Origin of the sequence: Pseudomonas sp. W4I3 (assembly GCF_030816195.1) — a bacterium.
Classification (GTDB): domain Bacteria; phylum Pseudomonadota; class Gammaproteobacteria; order Pseudomonadales; family Pseudomonadaceae; genus Aquipseudomonas.
In genome coordinates this window covers 5,701,228-5,722,662 of the sequence record NZ_JAUSXS010000001.1, presented here as the reverse complement: position 1 = coordinate 5,722,662, position 21,435 = coordinate 5,701,228, and the positions used below count along the sequence as shown (strand labels likewise).

8 protein-coding genes, 2 tRNA genes, 3 rRNA genes and 1 pseudogene are annotated in these 21,435 nt (G+C 58.1%); all 14 read left to right on the top strand.

All coding sequences use genetic code 11. The annotated features are described in order from the left end of the window. Positions 1 to 291: 291 nt before the first annotated feature. The gene (locus tag QF045_RS26070; protein ID WP_306494623.1) at positions 292 to 2,016 is read left to right on the top strand and encodes an acetolactate synthase 3 large subunit; all 1,725 of its coding nucleotides are present in this window, start codon (positions 292 to 294) and stop codon (positions 2,014 to 2,016) included. Between the two features lie 2 nt (positions 2,017 to 2,018). Further along, the gene (ilvN, locus tag QF045_RS26065; protein WP_003176102.1) at positions 2,019 to 2,510 is read left to right on the top strand and encodes an acetolactate synthase small subunit; all 492 of its coding nucleotides are present in this window, start codon (positions 2,019 to 2,021) and stop codon (positions 2,508 to 2,510) included. A 46-nt stretch (positions 2,511 to 2,556) separates the two neighbouring features. Beyond that, positions 2,557 to 3,574, top strand: a pseudogene (gene ilvC, locus QF045_RS26060) (ketol-acid reductoisomerase). Between the two features lie 146 nt (positions 3,575 to 3,720). Further along, positions 3,721 to 4,578: a CDP-diacylglycerol--serine O-phosphatidyltransferase gene (gene pssA, locus QF045_RS26055; protein WP_003176097.1), complete on the top strand. Its 858-nt coding sequence runs from the start codon at positions 3,721 to 3,723 to the stop codon at positions 4,576 to 4,578. 63 nt (positions 4,579 to 4,641) lie between these two features. Continuing rightward, positions 4,642 to 5,655 (top strand): protein-methionine-sulfoxide reductase catalytic subunit MsrP, encoded by a 1,014-nt coding sequence (msrP, locus tag QF045_RS26050; protein WP_306494622.1) that lies wholly within the window; start codon positions 4,642 to 4,644, stop codon positions 5,653 to 5,655. Beyond that, on the top strand, positions 5,655 to 6,275 hold the full coding sequence (msrQ, locus tag QF045_RS26045; protein WP_306494621.1) for a protein-methionine-sulfoxide reductase heme-binding subunit MsrQ: 621 nt from the start codon (positions 5,655 to 5,657) through the stop codon (positions 6,273 to 6,275). Before msrP ends, msrQ begins: the two co-directional genes overlap by 1 nt. A 488-nt stretch (positions 6,276 to 6,763) precedes the next feature. Continuing rightward, positions 6,764 to 8,300: ribosomal RNA gene (locus QF045_RS26040) — 16S ribosomal RNA — on the top strand. Between the two features lie 81 nt (positions 8,301 to 8,381). Beyond that, positions 8,382 to 8,458, top strand: a tRNA-Ile gene (locus QF045_RS26035). Between the two features lie 30 nt (positions 8,459 to 8,488). After that, a tRNA-Ala gene (locus QF045_RS26030) sits at positions 8,489 to 8,564 on the top strand. 247 nt (positions 8,565 to 8,811) lie between these two features. After that, positions 8,812 to 11,703: ribosomal RNA gene (locus QF045_RS26025) — 23S ribosomal RNA — on the top strand. A 155-nt stretch (positions 11,704 to 11,858) separates the two neighbouring features. Further along, positions 11,859 to 11,974 (top strand): 5S ribosomal RNA (rrf, locus tag QF045_RS26020). Together the 16S, 23S and 5S rRNA genes with 2 tRNA genes alongside form the textbook arrangement of a ribosomal RNA operon. 137 nt (positions 11,975 to 12,111) lie before the next feature. Beyond that, complete coding sequence (recC, locus tag QF045_RS26015) at positions 12,112 to 15,564, top strand: exodeoxyribonuclease V subunit gamma (protein ID WP_306494620.1); 3,453 nt, start codon at positions 12,112 to 12,114, stop codon at positions 15,562 to 15,564. Further along, positions 15,561 to 19,232: an exodeoxyribonuclease V subunit beta gene (gene recB, locus QF045_RS26010; protein WP_306494619.1), complete on the top strand. Its 3,672-nt coding sequence runs from the start codon at positions 15,561 to 15,563 to the stop codon at positions 19,230 to 19,232. The genes recC and recB overlap by 4 nt, the downstream gene beginning before the upstream one ends. Continuing rightward, positions 19,229 to 21,289, top strand: coding sequence for an exodeoxyribonuclease V subunit alpha (recD, locus tag QF045_RS26005; protein WP_306494618.1), 2,061 nt, complete (start codon positions 19,229 to 19,231; stop codon positions 21,287 to 21,289). Before recB ends, recD begins: the two co-directional genes overlap by 4 nt. The last annotated feature ends 146 nt before the right edge of the window (positions 21,290 to 21,435 follow it).

Genomic DNA, 21,435 nt, shown 5'->3' with positions numbered 1-21,435 from the left:
ACTTGAAGGGCCTGAAACAGAAGAATCCAAAGTCCGCTGTATCGGGACTGCCAGAAGCAGGCCCGCTCAGCAGATCATGAGGCGCACATCCGCGCCGACCTGTAACACCCGCAACGCGTTACCTCGCGCTGGGTGGGAAAAGCCCGCAACACTTGGGACGATCCCAATACTTGCTCAGTCAGTGCTGACGTAGTCGGCGACCACCGTCGCTCATGCTCTGTTGAGAAGTAAACCTATTAAGACCCGTCGGTTTTCAACGGACGGTATTCTGGCGTTTTAGAGGTGAACAACGTGGAGCTTTTATCTGGCGGTGAGATGCTCGTCCGCTTTTTGCGTGACGAAGGCGTCGACTATATCTACGGGTACCCGGGTGGTGCTCTGCTGCATGTCTACGACGCACTGTTCAAGGAACCGGCTGTTACCCACATCCTGGTTCGCCACGAACAGGCCGCAACCCATATGGCTGACGGTTACGCCCGTGCCACCGGTAAAGCCGGCGTGGTACTGGTCACATCCGGCCCAGGCGCAACCAATGCCATCACCGGCATCGCGACTGCCTATATGGACTCCATTCCGATGGTGATCATTTCCGGCCAGGTCGCCAGCACCATGGTGGGTACCGATGCGTTCCAGGAAACCGACATGATCGGTATCTCCCGGCCGATCGTGAAGCACAGCTTCATGATCAAGCACGCGTCGGAAATCCCGGAAGTCATGAAGAAGGCGTTCTACCTCGCACAATCCGGTCGCCCGGGTCCTGTCGTGGTGGATATCCCCAAGGACATGACCAACCCGGCCGAGAAATTCGAATACATTTTTCCGAAGAAAGCCAAGCTGCGCTCCTACAGCCCTGCCGTGCGTGGGCACTCGGGGCAGATCCGCAAGGCCGCAGAAATGCTCCTGGCGGCCAAGCGCCCGGTGCTGTACTCCGGCGGTGGCGTCATTCTGGGGGGCGGTTCCGCACCGCTGACCGAATTGGCCAAGCTGCTCAACCTGCCGGTGACCAATACCTTGATGGGCCTCGGTGCCTACCCGGGCTCGGACCGTCAGTTCGTCGGTATGCTCGGCATGCACGGCAGCTACACCGCCAACCTGGCCATGCACCACGCCGACGTGATCCTGGCGGTTGGCGCACGCTTCGATGACCGCGTGATCAACGGTGCGAGCAAGTTCTGCCCGAATGCCAAGATCATCCATATCGACATCGACCCGGCGTCCATTTCCAAGACCATCAAGGCCGACGTGCCGATTGTAGGTCCGGTGGAAAGCGTGCTGACCGAAATGGTCGCAGCGCTCAAGGACATCGGCGAAACGCCGAACAAGGAATCCGTCGCCAGCTGGTGGAAGCAGATCGACGAATGGCGCGGTGATCGTGGCCTGTTCCCATACGACAAGGGCGACGGCAGCATCATCAAGCCACAAACCGTGATCGAGACCCTGTGCGAAGTGACCAAGGGCGACGCCTTTGTGACCTCCGACGTGGGCCAACACCAGATGTTCGCCGCGCAGTACTACAAGTTCGACAAGCCTAACCGCTGGATCAACTCCGGTGGCCTGGGCACGATGGGCTTTGGTTTTCCGGCGGCCATGGGCGTAAAGCTGAGCTTTCCGGATGCCGACGTTGCCTGTGTCACCGGTGAAGGCAGCATACAGATGAACATCCAGGAGCTGTCGACGTGCCTGCAGTACGGCCTTCCCGTGAAGATCGTCTGCCTGAACAACGGCGTGCTGGGCATGGTTCGTCAGTGGCAGGACATGAGCTACGGTAGCCGTCACTCCCATTCCTACATGGAATCGTTGCCGGATTTCGTCAAGTTGGTTGAAGCCTATGGCCACGTCGGCATGCGCATCACCGATTTGAAAGATCTGAAGCCGAAGATGGAAGAGGCGTTCGCCATGAAGGACCGCCTGGTGTTCATCGATATTCAGGTGGATACCAGCGAGCACGTCTATCCGATGCAGATCAAAGACGGCTCTATGCGCGACATGTGGCTGAACAAGACGGAGCGTACTTAATCATGCGGCACATTATCTCCCTGCTTCTGGAGAACGAACCCGGCGCTCTGTCTCGTGTTGTCGGCCTGTTTTCGCAACGCAACTACAACATCGAAAGCCTGACCGTGGCCCCAACCGAAGACCCGACCCTGTCGCGCCTGACGTTGACCACCGTGGGCCACGATGAGGTGATCGAGCAGATCACCAAGAACCTCAACAAGCTGATCGAAGTGGTCAAGCTGGTCGACCTGTCGGAAAGTGCCCACATCGAGCGCGAGCTGATGCTGGTCAAGGTCAAGGCCACAGGCGCCCAGCGTGCCGAGATCAAGCGCACCACCGATATTTATCGCGGGCAGATCGTCGATGTGAGCGCCAGCGTTTATACCGTTCAACTGACCGGTACGAGCGACAAGCTGGACAGCTTCATCCAGTCGATCGGGACGGCCTCGATTCTGGAAACCGTACGCAGTGGTGTCACCGGGATTGCCCGTGGCGACAAAGTACTCAGCATTTAACCCAATTAGCGAATGGCCTTACGGCCTGGATATATAGAGGAACCTCATGAAAGTTTATTACGATAAAGATTGTGACCTGTCGATCATCCAGGGCAAGAAAGTCGCCATCATCGGTTACGGTTCCCAGGGCCACGCTCAAGCGTGCAACCTGAAAGATTCCGGCGTTGACGTCACTGTTGGCCTGCGCAAAGGCTCGGCTACCGTTGCCAAGGCAGAAGCCCACGGCCTGAAAGTGACTGACGTTGCTTCCGCTGTTGCGGCTGCCGACCTGGTCATGATCCTGACCCCGGACGAGTTCCAGTCCGCGCTGTACAAAAACGAAATCGAGCCGAACATCAAGAAAGGCGCCACCCTGGCCTTCTCCCACGGCTTCGCGATCCACTACAACCAGGTTGTGCCACGCGCTGACCTCGACGTGATCATGATCGCGCCGAAGGCTCCGGGCCACACCGTACGTTCCGAGTTCGTCAAGGGCGGCGGTATCCCTGACCTGATCGCGATTTACCAGGATGCTTCGGGCAACGCCAAGAACGTTGCACTGTCCTACGCTGCCGGTGTTGGTGGCGGTCGTACCGGTATCATCGAAACCACCTTCAAGGACGAGACTGAAACCGACCTGTTCGGCGAACAAGCCGTACTGTGCGGCGGTACTGTTGAACTGGTAAAAGCCGGTTTTCGAAACCCTGGTTGAAGCTGGCTACGCGCCAGAAATGGCCTACTTCGAATGCCTGCACGAACTGAAGTTGATCGTTGACCTCATGTACGAAGGCGGTATCGCCAACATGAACTACTCGATCTCCAACAACGCCGAGTACGGTGAGTACGTGACTGGCCCGGAAGTGATCAACGCCGAGTCCCGTCAGGCTATGCGCAACGCTCTGAAACGTATTCAGGACGGCGAGTACGCCAAAATGTTCATCAGCGAGGGCGCTACCGGCTACCCTTCGATGACCGCCAAGCGTCGTAACAACGCCGCTCACGGTATCGAAGTCATCGGCGAGCAACTGCGCTCCATGATGCCGTGGATCGGTGCCAACAAGATCGTCGACAAAGCCAAAAACTAAGTCGTACGTATCAAGTGAAAACGCGGCTTCGGCCGCGTTTTTTCGTTTGGGTAAGCGGGTTCTGGTATAAAGCTGCATCGTTTGCCGGCGAACACTCGCCGCAAGTATCTGTCGAATTTTTTTCACACCGTTGCAAGGTAAAGTCCATGAGCGAACGTCCCGAAGAGCCAAACCAGGCTTCTGACGCCGAAAGCCTGCTACCGATCGATGAACATGTCGAAGAAGGGCACGATGCCGAAGGCCGCAAGGTCCGGCATCGTGGCATCTATCTGCTGCCCAACCTGTTCACCACGGCGAACCTGTTTGCCGGCTTCTATTCCATCATCAACTCCATGAGTGCCCAGAGCGCACTGGCGGCGGGGGATGCCGCCAGTGCAAGCAAGTACTTTGGTTTTGCCGCCATCGCTATCTTCGTCGCCATGGTGCTTGATGGTCTGGATGGACGTGTCGCACGCATGACCAACACCCAGAGCGCTTTCGGTGCCGAGTACGACTCCTTGTCGGACATGGTTGCCTTCGGTGTCGCCCCTGCGTTGCTGGCGTTCGCCTGGGCGCTGGGTGATATGGGTAAGGTCGGTTGGATGGTGGCCTTCATCTATGTGGCGGGCGCAGCGTTGCGTCTTGCGCGCTTCAACACCCAGGTAGGCACTGCCGACAAGCGTTACTTCATTGGCTTGGCCAGCCCGGCGGCGGCTGGCGTGGTGGCGGGTATCGTCTGGGCGTTCAGTGACTACGGCATCCAGGGTTCGAAGATGTCGTTCCTGGTGGCATTGATGGTTGCGGCAGCCGGCATGCTGATGGTCAGCAACATCAAGTACAACAGCTTCAAGGAGCTCGACCTCAAGGGGCGCGTGCCTTTCGTGGCGATTCTTGTCGTGGTGCTGGTGTTTGCGGTGGTATTCAGCGATCCGCCGAGAATTCTATTGCTGGCCTTCCTGGTTTACGCCGCTTCGGGGCCGATTCAGTATTTGCTGCATCTTCGCCGGGACAAAACATTGCCTTAATGTAATTTCCCTCATACTCCGCAGTCTATTGGTGCACCTGTCCTCCAATGCTGCGGAGTTGCCATGTTAATCAAATTGCCCAAAGCGTCCGATTGCCACGAGTCGGATGTCACGCCTGAATCGTTTTACCTCTCTCGCCGCAGCTTGCTCGGTGGTGCGCTTGCCGGTATTGCCGCAAGCGGCCTGCCACGTTGGGCCAGCGCCGACGAGGCTGCACGTTATGCCGATGTCGAGCCGGGCAAGGCGCCCAGCTGGTTTACGCAAAAGCTTGCGGGCACGAAGTGGCAGGCGGTGACAGTCAAGGACGAGGCCATCACGCCGTTCAAGGATGCGACCCACTACAACAACTTCTATGAGTTCGGCACAGGCAAGGGCGATCCAGCCGCAAACGCGGGCTCACTCAAGACTGAGCCCTGGAGTGTTGTGATTGATGGTGAGGTCGCCAAGCCCGGGCGCTACGCCCTGGAAGACTTCATGAAGCCCTATGAATTGGAAGAGCGCATCTATCGCCTGCGTTGCGTCGAGGCGTGGTCGATGGTTATTCCCTGGATCGGCTTTCCTATTTCCGCCTTGCTCAAGCAGGTTGAGCCTACGTCCAAAGCAAAATTCATCCGCTTTGAAACCCTGAAGGACCCGAAGAGCATGCCGGGTCAGCGCTCCAGCTTTGGCCTGATCGACTGGCCTTATATAGAAGGGCTGCGTCTGGACGAAGCGATGAATCCATTGGCGATCCTTGCCGTCGGTATGTATGGGCGAGAGCTGCCTAACCAGAACGGTGCGCCCTTACGTTTGGTGGTGCCTTGGAAGTACGGCTTCAAGAGCGTGAAGTCGATCGTGCGGATCAGTCTTGTGAGCGAGCAGCCGAAAACGACCTGGCAGAGCATTGCTGCCGATGAGTACGGGTTCTATGCGAATGTGAACCCTACGGTTGATCACCCGCGTTGGACTCAGGCGCGGGAGCGGCGGCTACCGAGCGGCCTTTTTAGCCCGAACGTGCGTGAGACGCAGATGTTCAATGGCTATTCGGATGAGGTCGCTTCTCTCTATACAGGTCTAGACCTGAAGAAGAACTACTGATGCGTCATCCGATCTGGCGCATCGGCGTCTTTATAGCGGCCGCTGTATGGCCGTTGTTCTGGCTATATGAAGCCTGGAGTTTCGCCCTGGGGCCCGACCCGGGCAAAGTGCTGGTTGATCGCCTGGGTCTGGGTACCTTGATTCTGTTGCTGATCACGCTCGGGATGACCCCGCTGCAGAAGCTGAGCGGTTGGGCAGGGTGGATAGCGGTGCGTCGGCAGCTGGGTTTGTGGTGCTTTGCCTATGTGGTACTGCACCTGGCGGCTTATTGCGTGTTCGTTCTGGGTCTTGACTGGTCGCAGCTGGGCGTGGAGTTGCGTAAGCGCCCGTACATAATTGTCGGCACGTTGGGGTTTGTATCTTTGCTGGTGTTGGCGGTGACTTCCAATCGTTATAGTCAGCGCCGGTTAGGGAGTCGCTGGAAGAAACTGCATCGCTTGGTCTACGTGATTCTGGGGCTCGGTTTGCTGCACATGCTCTGGATAGTCCGGGCGGACCTGAAGGAATGGGCTATCTATGCCTCTATAGGTGCACTGCTCCTGGTGCTGCGTGTGCCGGCAGTGATGCGTCGAATCCCGCGGCTTATTACCAAAAAAGCTCCTTCAGCAACAAAAATGTAATTAACCCTTGACGGCAGATTCTGGAAGCCTATAATTCGCCCCACTTCCGGCGCAGTCGAAACGGAAAACTCCTTGGTAAACAATGAGTTAAGTAGGTTTCGGCAGCAGGTTGCTTCAGTTCATCGAAGCCAAAAGGAAGTTGAAAAAGAGGTGTTGACAGCAGCGTGTAACGCTGTAGAATTCGCCTCCCGCTTACGAGAGATCGCAAGCGCAAGTGGTTGAAGTTGTTGAAGAATTCTTCGAAAGCTTCTGAAAATAACCACTTGACAGCAAATGAGGCTGCTGTAGAATGCGCGCCTCGGTTGAGACGAAAGATCTTAACCAACCGCTCTTTAACAACTGAATCAAGCAATTCGTGTGGGTGCTTGTGGAGTCAGACTGATAGTCAACAAGATTATCAGCATCACAAGTTACTCCGCGAGAAATCAAAGATGTAACCAACGATTGCTGAGCCAAGTTTAGGGTTTCTTAAAAACCCAAAGATGTTTGAACTGAAGAGTTTGATCATGGCTCAGATTGAACGCTGGCGGCAGGCCTAACACATGCAAGTCGAGCGGTAGAGAGAAGCTTGCTTCTCTTGAGAGCGGCGGACGGGTGAGTAATGCCTAGGAATCTGCCTGGTAGTGGGGGATAACGTTCGGAAACGGACGCTAATACCGCATACGTCCTACGGGAGAAAGCAGGGGACCTTCGGGCCTTGCGCTATCAGATGAGCCTAGGTCGGATTAGCTAGTTGGTGAGGTAATGGCTCACCAAGGCGACGATCCGTAACTGGTCTGAGAGGATGATCAGTCACACTGGAACTGAGACACGGTCCAGACTCCTACGGGAGGCAGCAGTGGGGAATATTGGACAATGGGCGAAAGCCTGATCCAGCCATGCCGCGTGTGTGAAGAAGGTCTTCGGATTGTAAAGCACTTTAAGTTGGGAGGAAGGGCAGTTACCTAATACGTGATTGTTTTGACGTTACCGACAGAATAAGCACCGGCTAACTCTGTGCCAGCAGCCGCGGTAATACAGAGGGTGCAAGCGTTAATCGGAATTACTGGGCGTAAAGCGCGCGTAGGTGGTTTGTTAAGTTGGATGTGAAATCCCCGGGCTCAACCTGGGAACTGCATTCAAAACTGACTGACTAGAGTGTGGTAGAGGGTGGTGGAATTTCCTGTGTAGCGGTGAAATGCGTAGATATAGGAAGGAACACCAGTGGCGAAGGCGACCACCTGGACCAACACTGACACTGAGGTGCGAAAGCGTGGGGAGCAAACAGGATTAGATACCCTGGTAGTCCACGCCGTAAACGATGTCAACTAGCCGTTGGGAGCCTTGAGCTCTTAGTGGCGCAGCTAACGCATTAAGTTGACCGCCTGGGGAGTACGGCCGCAAGGTTAAAACTCAAATGAATTGACGGGGGCCCGCACAAGCGGTGGAGCATGTGGTTTAATTCGAAGCAACGCGAAGAACCTTACCAGGCCTTGACATCCAATGAACTTTCTAGAGATAGATTGGTGCCTTCGGGAGCATTGAGACAGGTGCTGCATGGCTGTCGTCAGCTCGTGTCGTGAGATGTTGGGTTAAGTCCCGTAACGAGCGCAACCCTTGTCCTTAGTTACCAGCACGTAATGGTGGGCACTCTAAGGAGACTGCCGGTGACAAACCGGAGGAAGGTGGGGATGACGTCAAGTCATCATGGCCCTTACGGCCTGGGCTACACACGTGCTACAATGGTCGGTACAGAGGGTTGCCAAGCCGCGAGGTGGAGCTAATCCCACAAAACCGATCGTAGTCCGGATCGCAGTCTGCAACTCGACTGCGTGAAGTCGGAATCGCTAGTAATCGCGAATCAGAATGTCGCGGTGAATACGTTCCCGGGCCTTGTACACACCGCCCGTCACACCATGGGAGTGGGTTGCACCAGAAGTAGCTAGTCTAACCTTCGGGAGGACGGTTACCACGGTGTGATTCATGACTGGGGTGAAGTCGTAACAAGGTAGCCGTAGGGGAACCTGCGGCTGGATCACCTCCTTAATCGACGACATCAGCTGCTCCATAAGTTCCCACACGAATTGCTTGATTCATTGAAGAAGACGAAAGAAGCAGCCCGAAATTGGGTCTGTAGCTCAGTTGGTTAGAGCGCACCCCTGATAAGGGTGAGGTCGGCAGTTCGAATCTGCCCAGACCCACCAATTTTGTGTGGGAAACGCCTGTAGAAATACGGGGCCATAGCTCAGCTGGGAGAGCGCCTGCCTTGCACGCAGGAGGTCAACGGTTCGATCCCGTTTGGCTCCACCACTACTGCTTCTGTCGGTATAAAGCTTAGAAATGAGCATTCCATTGTTGTGATGGTGAATGTTGATTTCTAGTCTTTGACTAGTTCGTTCTTTAAAAATTTGGGTATGTGATAGAAAGATAGACTGAACGTTACTTTCACTGGTAACGGATCAGGCTAAGGTAAAATTTGTGAGTTCTCTTAACTGAGAAATTCGAATTTTCGGCGAATGTTGTCTTCACAGTATAACCAGATTGCTTGGGGTTATATGGTCAAGTGAAGAAGCGCATACGGTGGATGCCTTGGCAGTCAGAGGCGATGAAAGACGTGGTAGCCTGCGAAAAGCTTCGGGGAGTCGGCAAACAGACTTTGATCCGGAGATGTCTGAATGGGGGAACCCAGCCATCATAAGATGGTTACCTTACACTGAATACATAGGTGTATGGAGCGAACCAGGGGAACTGAAACATCTAAGTACCCTGAGGAAAAGAAATCAACCGAGATTCCCTTAGTAGTGGCGAGCGAACGGGGACTAGCCCTTAAGTGGCTTTGAGATTAGCGGAACGCTCTGGAAAGTGCGGCCATAGTGGGTGATAGCCCTGTACGCGAAAATCTCTTAGTCATGAAATCGAGTAGGACGGAGCACGAGAAACTTTGTCTGAATATGGGGGGACCATCCTCCAAGGCTAAATACTACTGACTGACCGATAGTGAACTAGTACCGTGAGGGAAAGGCGAAAAGAACCCCGGAGAGGGGAGTGAAATAGATCCTGAAACCGTATGCGTACAAGCAGTGGGAGCCCACGTTGTTGGGTGACTGCGTACCTTTTGTATAATGGGTCAGCGACTTATTTTCAGTGGCGAGCTTAACCGAATAGGGGAGGCGTAGCGAAAGCGAGTCTTAATAGGGCGTCTAGTCGCTGGGAATAGACCCGAAACCGGGCGATCTATCCATGGGCAGGTTGAAGGTTGGGTAACACTAACTGGAGGACCGAACCGACTACCGTTGAAAAGTTAGCGGATGACCTGTGGATCGGAGTGAAAGGCTAATCAAGCTCGGAGATAGCTGGTTCTCCTCGAAAGCTATTTAGGTAGCGCCTCATGTATCACTGTAGGGGGTAGAGCACTGTTTCGGCTAGGGGGTCATCCCGACTTACCAAACCGATGCAAACTCCGAATACCTACAAGTGCCGAGCATGGGAGACACACGGCGGGTGCTAACGTCCGTCGTGAAAAGGGAAACAACCCAGACCGTCAGCTAAGGTCCCAAAGTTATGGTTAAGTGGGAAACGATGTGGGAAGGCTTAGACAGCTAGGAGGTTGGCTTAGAAGCAGCCACCCTTTAAAGAAAGCGTAATAGCTCACTAGTCGAGTCGGCCTGCGCGGAAGATGTAACGGGGCTCAAACCATACACCGAAGCTACGGGTATCACGTAAGTGATGCGGTAGAGGAGCGTTCTGTAAGCCTGTGAAGGTGAGTTGAGAAGCTTGCTGGAGGTATCAGAAGTGCGAATGCTGACATGAGTAACGACAATGGGTGTGAAAAACACCCACGCCGAAAGACCAAGGTTTCCTGCGCAACGTTAATCGACGCAGGGTTAGTCGGTCCCTAAGGCGAGGCTGAAAAGCGTAGTCGATGGAAAACAGGTTAATATTCCTGTACTTCTGGTTATTGCGATGGAGGGACGGAGAAGGCTAGGCCAGCTTGGCGTTGGTTGTCCAAGTTTAAGGTGGTAGGCTGGAATCTTAGGTAAATCCGGGATTCTAAGGCCGAGAGCTGATGACGAGTCATCTTTTAGATGACGAAGTGGTTGATGCCATGCTTCCAAGAAAAGCTTCTAAGCTTCAGGTAACCAGGAACCGTACCCCAAACCGACACAGGTGGTTGGGTAGAGAATACCAAGGCGCTTGAGAGAACTCGGGTGAAGGAACTAGGCAAAATGGCACCGTAACTTCGGGAGAAGGTGCGCCGGTGAGGGTGAAGGACTTGCTCCGTAAGCTCATGCCGGTCGAAGATACCAGGCCGCTGCGACTGTTTATTAAAAACACAGCACTCTGCAAACACGAAAGTGGACGTATAGGGTGTGACGCCTGCCCGGTGCCGGAAGGTTAATTGATGGGGTTAGCTAACGCGAAGCTCTTGATCGAAGCCCCGGTAAACGGCGGCCGTAACTATAACGGTCCTAAGGTAGCGAAATTCCTTGTCGGGTAAGTTCCGACCTGCACGAATGGCGTAACGATGGCGGCGCTGTCTCCACCCGAGACTCAGTGAAATTGAAATCGCTGTGAAGATGCAGTGTATCCGCGGCTAGACGGAAAGACCCCGTGAACCTTTACTATAGCTTTGCACTGGACTTTGAATTTGCTTGTGTAGGATAGGTGGGAGGCTTTGAAGCGTGGACGCCAGTCTGCGTGGAGCCAACCTTGAAATACCACCCTGGCAACTTTGAGGTTCTAACTCAGGTCCGTTATCCGGATCGAGGACAGTGTATGGTGGGTAGTTTGACTGGGGCGGTCTCCTCCTAAAGAGTAACGGAGGAGTACGAAGGTGCGCTCAGACCGGTCGGAAATCGGTCGTAGAGTATAAAGGCAAAAGCGCGCTTGACTGCGAGACAGACACGTCGAGCAGGTACGAAAGTAGGTCTTAGTGATCCGGTGGTTCTGTATGGAAGGGCCATCGCTCAACGGATAAAAGGTACTCCGGGGATAACAGGCTGATACCGCCCAAGAGTTCATATCGACGGCGGTGTTTGGCACCTCGATGTCGGCTCATCACATCCTGGGGCTGAAGCCGGTCCCAAGGGTATGGCTGTTCGCCATTTAAAGTGGTACGCGAGCTGGGTTTAGAACGTCGTGAGACAGTTCGGTCCCTATCTGCCGTGGACGTTTGAGATTTGAGAGGGGCTGCTCCTAGTACGAGAGGACCGGAGTGGACGAACCTCTGGTGTTCCGGTTGTCACGCCAGTGGCATTGCCGGGTAGCTATGTTCGGAATAGATAACCGCTGAAAGCATCTAAGCGGGAAACTAGCCTCAAGATGAGATCTCACTGGAACCTTGAGTTCCCTGAAGGGCCGTCGAAGACTACGACGTTGATAGGTTGGGTGTGTAAGCGCTGTGAGGCGTTGAGCTAACCAATACTAATTGCCCGTGAGGCTTGACCATATAACACCCAAGCAATTTGCGACTCGAGAGAGACCAGATTGCGGTGTGTGAAGACGAGATGAACCGAAAGTTCGACGCTCACAAAACACCAAATTCTATTACATACCCAATTTGCTGAAGCGAGGCCAACTGGCCACGACTCAGTACCCGAATTTCTTGACGACCATAGAGCATTGGAACCACCTGATCCCATCCCGAACTCAGCAGTGAAACGATGCATCGCCGATGGTAGTGTGGGGTTTCCCCATGTGAGAGTAGGTCATCGTCAAGATTAAATTCCAGAACCCCTGTTTGCTAACGCAGACAGGGGTTTTGTTTTGGGCGGTCGAAAAGTGTCTGGACGCTCATTGCAATGGTCTTCAGTGCTAAAGTCCATGCCTCGATTTTTGCTTTTCCAAGGAAACCGTTATGCCGGGTGCGACGTCCCTCAGCGCTGGATTCATGGTGGTTCACGGTAACCGCCTGGACGAGTTGCGCAGCCTGGTAGTCAGCTGGATGCGTCGTTATCCCCTGGCACCATTGGAAAATGAAATCGCTCTGGTCCAAAGCAACGGCATCGCCCAATGGCTCAAGCTAGCCTTGGCCGAAGATCCGCAAGAGGATGACATGGGTGGCTGCGGCATTGCAGCGGCAATCGATGTGCAACTGCCCGGCAGCTTCATGTGGCAGCTCTATCGCATGGTATTAGGGCGTGACGAAATTCCCCCAAAGTCTCTCCTTGATAAGGCCCCACTGACCTGGCGGCTTATGCGTCTGCTACCGGAGCTTATCGACCAACCTCACTTCGAGCCGCTGCAACGCTTCCTGACCCACGACAGCGACCTGCGCAAACGCTACCAGCTCGCTGAGCGCCTGGCCGACTTGTTCGACCAATACCAGGTGTATCGCGCCGATTGGCTGGAGGACTGGGCAGCAGGCCGTCATCAGTTACGCAACGGGCGCGGCGAAGCCAAACCGCTTAACCCCGCCAACTGCTGGCAGGCTGAGTTATGGCGCGCCTTGCTGCTCGACGTAGGGGCGCAGGGTATGGCCGAGAGTCGCGCGGGCGTTCACCAGCGCTTTATCGAACGCATCAATACACTTGAGCAAGCACCTCCTGGCCTACCTTCCCGAGTGATCGTTTTTGGCATTTCATCACTGCCCGCCCAAGCGCTCGAAGCCCTGGCGGGTCTGGCCCGTTTCAGCCAAGTGTTGCTGTGCGTGCATAACCCTTGCCGCCATCACTGGTCGGACATCGTGGCCGACAAGGACCTGCTGCGTAACGAATACAAGCGCCAAGCGCGCAAAGCGGGCATGCCGGTCACCATCGATCCGCAGACGTTGCATCAGCACGCCCATCCGCTGCTCGCCGCCTGGGGCAAGCAGGGCCGCGACTACATCAGCCTATTGGACAGTTACGACGACCCCAACAGCTACCGCGCCGCCTTCCGAGATGGCCGTATCGACCTGTTCAGCGACAGCCAGCCCACCACGCTGCTCAACCAGCTTCAGGACGATATTCTCGAACTGCGCCCACTTGATGAGACCCGTGAATGCTGGCCTGCGGTCGACCTGCAGCGCGACTCGTCCATTCGCTTTCACATCGCCCACAGCGCCCAACGCGAAGTAGAGATTCTCCACGACCAATTGCTCCAGCGCTTCAGCGCCGACCCCACATTGCGTCCTCGGGACATCATCGTCATGGTCCCCAATGTCGACAGCTATGCACCGCACATTCGCGCAGTTTTCGGCCAACTGGAGCGAAATGACCCACGCTTCATTCCGTTCACCCTGACAGACCAGGGCCAACGCGGCCGCGACCCGCTGCTGATTGCTGTCGAACACCTGCTCAAACTCCCGGACAGCCGCTTCCCTGTCAGCGAGATTCTCGACTTGCTGGACGTTCCCGCCCTACGCGAACGTTTCGCCATTCATGAGCGCGACCTGCCGACGCTGCACCGCTGGATTGAAGGCGCGGGCATCCGCTGGGGACTCAATGCCGAGCAGCGCGCCGGCCTGGGGTTGCCCACAGAACTGGAGCAGAACAGCTGGCGATTCGGCCTGCGGCGGATGCTGCTGGGCTACGCCGTCGGCACCGGTGTCGCGTGCGACGGCATCGAGCCTTATGACGAGATCGGTGGGCTTGATGCCGCGCTGATCGGCCCACTGGTTGCCTTGCTCGACGCGTTAAACGACGCGCATCACGCCCTGTCACAACCAGCGCCTCCACAGGCGTGGGGCGAACGCCTGCAACGCTTGATGCAGCTGTTTTTCCTGCCCAGCAGCGAGCATGATGACTACCTGTTGGGCCAACTCGAGCAGTTAAGAGAGACCTGGCTGGAAACCTGCGAGTCCGTCGGCCTGCAAGACGAATTACCGCTGACTGTGGTCCGCGAGGCCTGGTTAGCCGGGCTTGACCAGGGCCGCCTGTCCCAGCGTTTCCTCGCGGGAGCGGTCAATTTTTGCACCCTGATGCCCATGCGCGCGATCCCGTTCAAGCTCGTCTGCCTGCTCGGCATGAACGACGGTGATTACCCGCGTGCGCAACCCCCGCTGGACTTCGACCTGATGGGCAGCGACTACCGTCCCGGCGATCGCTCCCGTCGTGAAGACGATCGCTACCTGCTGCTTGAAGCCCTGCTTTCCGCGCGTGACCAGCTCTATATCAGTTGGGTCGGCCGCAGCATCCGCGACAACAGTGATCGCCCGGCCTCGGTGCTGATCGGCCAGTTGCGCGACCATCTCGCCAGCGGCTGGCATAACGCCCAAAGCGACCGCCCCTTGATCGAAGCGATGACCCAGGAGCACCCGCTGCAACCATTCAGCGCCCGCTACTTCCATGAAGGCGACCCGCTGTTCAGTTACGCCCGCGAATGGCAGTTGCTGCACCAAGCCCCCACCGCAACGACACAGGAGCCTGGGTTGGCACCGCACCACCAGGAAGAGCCCCTGAGCCTCGGCCAGTTGCAGGACTTTCTGCGCAACCCGGTAAAACATTTCTTCAGCCAACGTCTGAAAGTGTTCTTTGAAGCCGCCGAAGTGCCGCTGGCCGACGAAGAACCTTTCGTCCTCGACGCGCTGCAACGCTACAACCTCAGCGACAGTCTGCTGAACGCGGCACTGACCCGGCCCGACCAGCTTGATCAAGCCCTCAACGCCCAAGCCCTGCGTCTGCAAGGCAGTGGCTTGCTGCCTATGGTCGGTTTCGGCGAATGCCTGCGTAACGAGCTGATCGAACCGTTGCCGGATCTGCTGCAGCGCTACCAGCAACTCCTGGCGCTCTGGCCAACCCCGCATAACGGCGCGGAGCCGATCAGTTTTGCCTATCAAGGGATTCAGCTTGAAGGCTGGATCAGCGGCCTGCATCGACGCAGTGATGGCGGTTTGTTAAGCGTTACCACCATCCCTAACAGCATCGGCTCGATCAAGACGCGCAAGTGGCACCGCTTGATTCGCCCGTGGGTCAATCACGTGGTCGCCTGTGCCTGCGGCGTGCCGTTGAGTACCGGTTTGGTGGCGAGTGACGACACCCTGCTGCTGGCGCCCCTGGATCCCTCCACCGCGCAGAGCATCCTCGGTGACTTGCTGCTTGCATGGCACACCGGCATGAGCCAACCGCTGCCCGTCGCCGTCAAGACCGCCTTTGCCTGGCTCGGCCAAACCGATCCGGCCAAAGCCCAGGCCGCTGCCTGCAAAGCCTACGAGGGCGACGGTATGACCACCGACGGCGAACGCCGCGAAACGCCCGCGCTCACTCGCCAGTTCCCCGACTACGCCGCGCTGGTTGCCAGCGAAGAATTCGAAGGCTGGTGCGAAACCTTGTATCGCCCCCTGATCAACGCCCCCTGGCGTTCACTGTCCAGCGAAGGGGCCGACGCATGAGTAGCAAACCCCTGGCCTTGGCCTTCCCGCTCAAAGGCAGCCAACTGATTGAAGCCAGCGCTGGCACCGGCAAAACCTTCACGATCTCGGCTTTGTACCTGCGCCTGGTCCTCGGCAACGGCGGTGATGAGTCCGGTTTCGGCCGCGAGCTGCTGCCGCCGCAGATCCTGGTGGTGACCTTTACCGACGCGGCCACCAAGGAATTGCGTGAACGTATCCGTATCCGCCTGGCGGAGGCCGCGCGGTTCTTTCGAGGTGAAATCGAACCGCCCGACACCTTGATCGCCGACCTGCGCGACCAATACCCCGAGGAGCAGTGGCCCGCCTGCGCCAATCGACTGGACATTGCCGCGCAATGGATGGATGAAGCCGCGGTCTCGACGATCCACAGCTGGTGCCAGCGCATGCTGCGCGAGCACGCCTTCGACAGCGGCAGCCTGTTTACCCAGACCCTGGAAACCGATCACAGCGACCTGCTCGGTGAAGTGCTGCGCGACTACTGGCGCCTGTTCTGCTACCCGATGCGCGACGATGCGCTCAACTGGGTGCGCAACAACTGGGGCGGCCCGGCCGCGCTGATGCCACGGGTGCGCGCGCTGTTCGGCAGCGAGCGGCCCGCCGAGGACAGCCGCGAGCCGGCTGAAATGATCACCGCCTGCCTGCAAGAGCGCCGCGAGGCCTTGGCCAGCATCAAGGCGCCTTGGCAGCAATGGGCCGCAGAGCTGCGTGATCTCTGCCTGCAAGCTGTTGCGGCCAAGGCGGTCGACGGTCGCAAAATGCAGGCGCGTTACTTCGAGCCCTGGTTTGAAAAAATCAGTGCCTGGGCCGCTGACGAAACCCTGGAGCAACTGGACATCGGCACCGGCTTCACCCGGTTGACCCCCGAAGGCATGGCCGAAGCCTGGAAAGGCGAGCCGCCACAGCATCCCGGCATCGACGCCATGGCCGGTCTCAAAGCCGCCCTCGACGCGCTGCCAACCCCGGACGCCGCCGTGTTGCAACACGCCGCCGCCTGGGTGGGCAAGCGCTTCGAAGAGGAGAAGCGGCGCCGCGCTGAAATGGGTTTCGACGACATGCTGATCCGCCTCAACGCCGCGCTGCAGGCCGACGGCGGCGAGCGCCTTGCCAGCGTGATCCGCGAGCAATTTCCGGTGGCCTTGATCGACGAATTCCAAGACACCGACCCGGTGCAGTACAGCATCTTCGACAGCATTTACCGCATCGAAGAGAACCACCTGGACAGCGGCCTGTTCCTGATCGGCGACCCCAAACAGGCGATCTACGCCTTCCGCGGCGCGGACATCTACACCTACCTGCGCGCCCGGCAATCCACCACCGGTCGGCATCACACCTTGGGCACCAACTTCCGCTCCAGCCATGCGATGGTCGAGGCGGTGAACCATGTGTTTCAGCGCGCGGAAACAGGCCGAGGCGCGTTCCTGTTCCGTGAGCCAGACGGCCATAACCCGGTGCCGTTTCACCCGGTGCTGTCCCAAGGCCGTAAAGAACAGCTGCAGGTCGACGGCCAAACGCTACCGGCAATGCACCTTTGGCACCTGCCCACTGACCAGCCGATTTCCAACGCGATGTATCGCCAGCAACTGGCCGCTGCCTGCGCCACGCAGATCGTTGCGTTACTCAATGGTGGTCAGCAAGGTATCGCGGGATTCGTAAAAGACAGCACTTTCAAAGGCGTGCTGCCGTCAGACATCGCCATCCTTGTGCGAGATGGCAAGGAAGCCCAGGCTGTGCGCGCCGAGCTGGCGGTGCGGGGCGTGCGCAGTGTGTACCTGTCGGATAAGGACTCGGTCTTCGCCGCCCAGGAAGCCCACGATCTGCTGGCCTGGCTCAAGGCCTGCGCCGAGCCGGACGTCGAGCGTCCGCTGCGCGCGGCACTGGCCTGTGTCACCTTGAACCTGTCATTGACGGAACTGGAGCGTCTGAACCAGGACGAACTGGCGTGGGAAAGCCGCGTGATGCAGTTCCGTGGCTACCGCTCGATCTGGCGCACCCAAGGCGTGCTGCCGATGCTGCGCCGCCTGCTGCATGACTTCCAGCTGCCGCAAACCCTGATCGCCCGCAGCGATGGCGAGCGTGTGCTGACCAATCTGTTGCACCTGAGCGAACTGCTGCAACAGGCCGCGTCGGAATTGGACGGCGAACAGGCGTTGATTCGCCATCTTGCCGAGCACTTGGCGCTGTCGGGGCAAGCCGGTGAAGAGCAGATCCTGCGCCTGGAAAGTGACGAGCAACTGGTCAAGGTGGTGACGATCCACAAATCCAAGGGCCTCGAATACGATCTAGTGTTCCTGCCCTTCATCTGTTCGGCCAAACCGGTGGACGGCACTCGCTTGCCGCTGCATTACCACGACGAGCAGGGCAAATCCCAGGTGAGCCTGCGGCCCACCGCTGAGTTGATCGCCCAGGCTGACGATGAGCGCCTGGCCGAAGACCTGCGCTTGCTGTATGTCGCCCTGACCCGCGCCAAGCACGCTTGCTGGCTGGGCATCGCCGACCTCAAGCGCGGCAACAGCAGCAGCTCGGTGCTGCACCTCTCGGCGCTGGGCTATTTGCTTGGCGCCGGTGCGCCGCTGGGCGAGTCCGCCGGCCTGGCACGCTGGTTGATGGATCTGCAGCAAGGTTGCCCTGCGATCAGCTATGACCATGTGCCGCCCGCACAAGACGTTGTGTTCCATCCACCGCGCAATCAAGCCACCTTGCTGGCTCCGCTGTTGCCCAAACGCAAGGCCGCGGAGAACTGGTGGATCGCTTCCTACAGCGCCTTGCGCATTGGCGACAGCATGAGCGCCGCGAATCTCGAAGCGCCTGAAAGCCCGCAGGCGCAGAAACTGTTCGATGACGAACGCCTGGACCCCGACGCTCCGCGCGAAGTGGCGGCGTCGGGCGGTGACATTCATCGATTCCCACGCGGTCCGAATCCAGGCACCTTCCTTCACGGCTTGCTGGAGTGGGCCGGTGAAGAACGTTTCAACCTGAGCCCCGAGGCCATCGAAAACGCTGTCGGAGCCCGTTGCAACCGCCGCAATTGGGAAGGCTGGATCGTCACCCTCAGCGCTTGGCTTGGCCACTTGTTGCAAACGCCACTGCCGCTGTATGACGGTCGGGTCAGTCTCAGCGCCCTGCAGCAGTATCAGATAGAAATGGAATTCTGGTTCGCCAGCCATAAGGTCGACGTGCTCGCCCTCGACAAACTGGTGTGCCAGTACACCCACAACGGCGTTTCCCGCGTGGCGGCCGAACCGGTATTGCTCAACGGCATGTTCAAGGGCTTTATCGACCTGACCTTCGAGCACGACGGCCGCTATTACGTGGCTGACTACAAATCCAACTGGCTCGGCCCCGACGATTCGGCCTACACCCTGGATGCCATGGAACAATCGATCCTTGAGCATCGGTATGACCTGCAATACGTGCTTTACCTGCTGGCCCTGCATCGTCAGCTCAAGGCGCGCCTGCCCGATTACGACTATGAACGCCACATCGGCGGTGCCCTTTACCTGTTCCTGCGCGGCACGCAATCGGTGAGTCAGGGCGCGTATTTCACCCGGCCGCCGCGAGAGCTGATCGAAGGGCTGGACCTGTTGTTCCAGGGCAAGGCTATCCCGCCCAAAGCCGAACCTGCCTGGGAACAAGGAGTGCTGCTATGAGCCTGTCGCCGCTACTGCTGGAGGAACTGACGCCCCTGAGCCGCGCCGCCGACCTGATGCACCTGCTGGAGCGTTGGGTCGACCGTGGCTGGCTGCGGGCCCTGGACAAAGCGTTCGTCGGCTTTCTGCATGAGCTGGACCCTCACGCCGACCCCCTGGTGCTGCTGGCGGCGGCATTGACCAGCCACCAATTGGGCCACGGCCATGTGTGCCTCGACCTGTTCGAAACCCTCAAGGCGCCGGACTTTGCCTTGTCGTTGCCGCCCGAAGGTGACTTGCAAACCGGTGCGATGCTGTTGCCGTCGCAATTGCTCGAAGGTCTGGACGGCGCCCACTGGTGCCATACGCTGGCCTCCAGCCGCTTGGTCGCGCTGGCGGTCGATGGCAGTGAGTCGGCCCAGAGCCGTCCGTTGGTGCTGTCCGGAAAACGTCTCTATCTGCGCCGCTATTGGGCTTACGAACGGCGCATCGACAGTGCACTGCGACGGCGTCTGGCCAGCCACGAAACCGTCGCCGCCGATTTGCCGCAGCGCCTCAATGGCTTGTTCGATCAACCGGCGCCCGATGGCGTGATCGACTGGCAAAAACTCGCCTGTGCCCTGGCCACCCGTGGCGCGTTCAGCATCGTCACGGGCGGCCCCGGCACCGGCAAGACCACCACCGTGGTTCGCCTGCTCGCACTGTTGCAGGCGCCTGCCGTGGAAGGCGGCAATCCGTTGCGTATCCGCCTGGCCGCGCCCACCGGTAAAGCCGCCGCACGTCTTACCGAGTCGATCAGCCAGCAAGTGTTGTCGTTGAAAGTGCCCGACACAGTGCGCGAAAAAATCCCGACCCAGGTCACCACGGTTCACCGCTTGCTGGGCAGTCGCCCGGGCACTCGGCACTTCCGTCATCACCTCGGCAACCCGTTACCGTTGGATGTGCTGGTGGTGGACGAAGCGTCGATGATCGACCTGGAAATGATGGCCAACCTGCTCGACGCCTTGCCGCCCCATGCGCGCCTGGTGCTGCTGGGGGACAAGGACCAGCTCGCCTCGGTAGAGGCGGGCGCCGTGCTTGGCGACTTGTGCCGCGATGCCGAGGCCGGTTGGTACAGCCCGGCCACGCGCCAATGGCTGCAAGCGGTCAGCAACGAAGACCTCGGCAACAGCGGCTTGCAAGAGGACCTCGACGGCAGCCATCCGCTGGCCCAGCAGGTGGTGATGCTGCGCTACTCGCGTCGTTTCGGCGAGGGCAGCGGCATCGGCCAGCTGGCGCGTTGGGTGAACCAGCAGAACGCTGAAGAAGCGCGCAAGTTGCTGGCCGCGCGCAGTCATGACGACCTGTTCTGCCTCAGCCTCAAAGGCGAGCACGATCATGCGCTCGAGCGCCTGGTGCTGGATGGGCAGGGTGACGGTGCCCAAGGCTATCGTTATTACCTGAACCTGCTGCAGTCGGCGCGTCCTGCACTGGACACCCCGCGCGACGACCACGCCTGGACCGATTGGGCGCAACAACTGCTGCAGGCCTTCGACGCGTTCCAGCTGCTCTGCGCGGTACGCAAAGGCCCGTGGGGAGTCGAAGGATTGAACCTGCGCATCACCGCTGCGTTGCGCAAGGTGCGGCTGATCGAGGGCGATGAGCAATGGTATGAAGGCCGCCCGGTATTGATGACCCGTAACGACTACGGCCTGGGCTTGATGAACGGTGACATCGGCATCGCCTTGAAGCTGCCCGAAAGCGATGGCGGCCCCCAGGTGCTGCGCGTGGCCTTCCCGCGAAACGACGGCCAGGGCGGCGTGCGCTTTGTGCTGCCCAGCCGGCTCAACGATGTGGAAACGGTTTACGCCATGACCGTGCACAAATCCCAGGGTTCGGAGTTCACGCATACCGCGCTGATCCTGCCGGACGCGTTGAACCCGGTTCTGACCAAAGAACTTATCTACACCGGTATCACGCGTGCCAAACGCTGGTTCAGCCTGATCGAGCCGCGTGCCGGTGTCTTTGAGGAAGCCGTACGGCGCAGGGTCAAGCGTTTGAGCGGGCTGATGCTTGAGCTGGACGCCACACCCGAATAAAACTGACTGAACGGTCATGTAATATTTCTGATTCGGTCGTCAGACTTTTCTGAAAAAATAGGTAGCCCCGTGAAAGGCTCGCTTCGTGGGGGCTTCCGCCGCTGTGCTATCGTTGCGGCATCACTTTGAAATTTCTTGAGAGAATC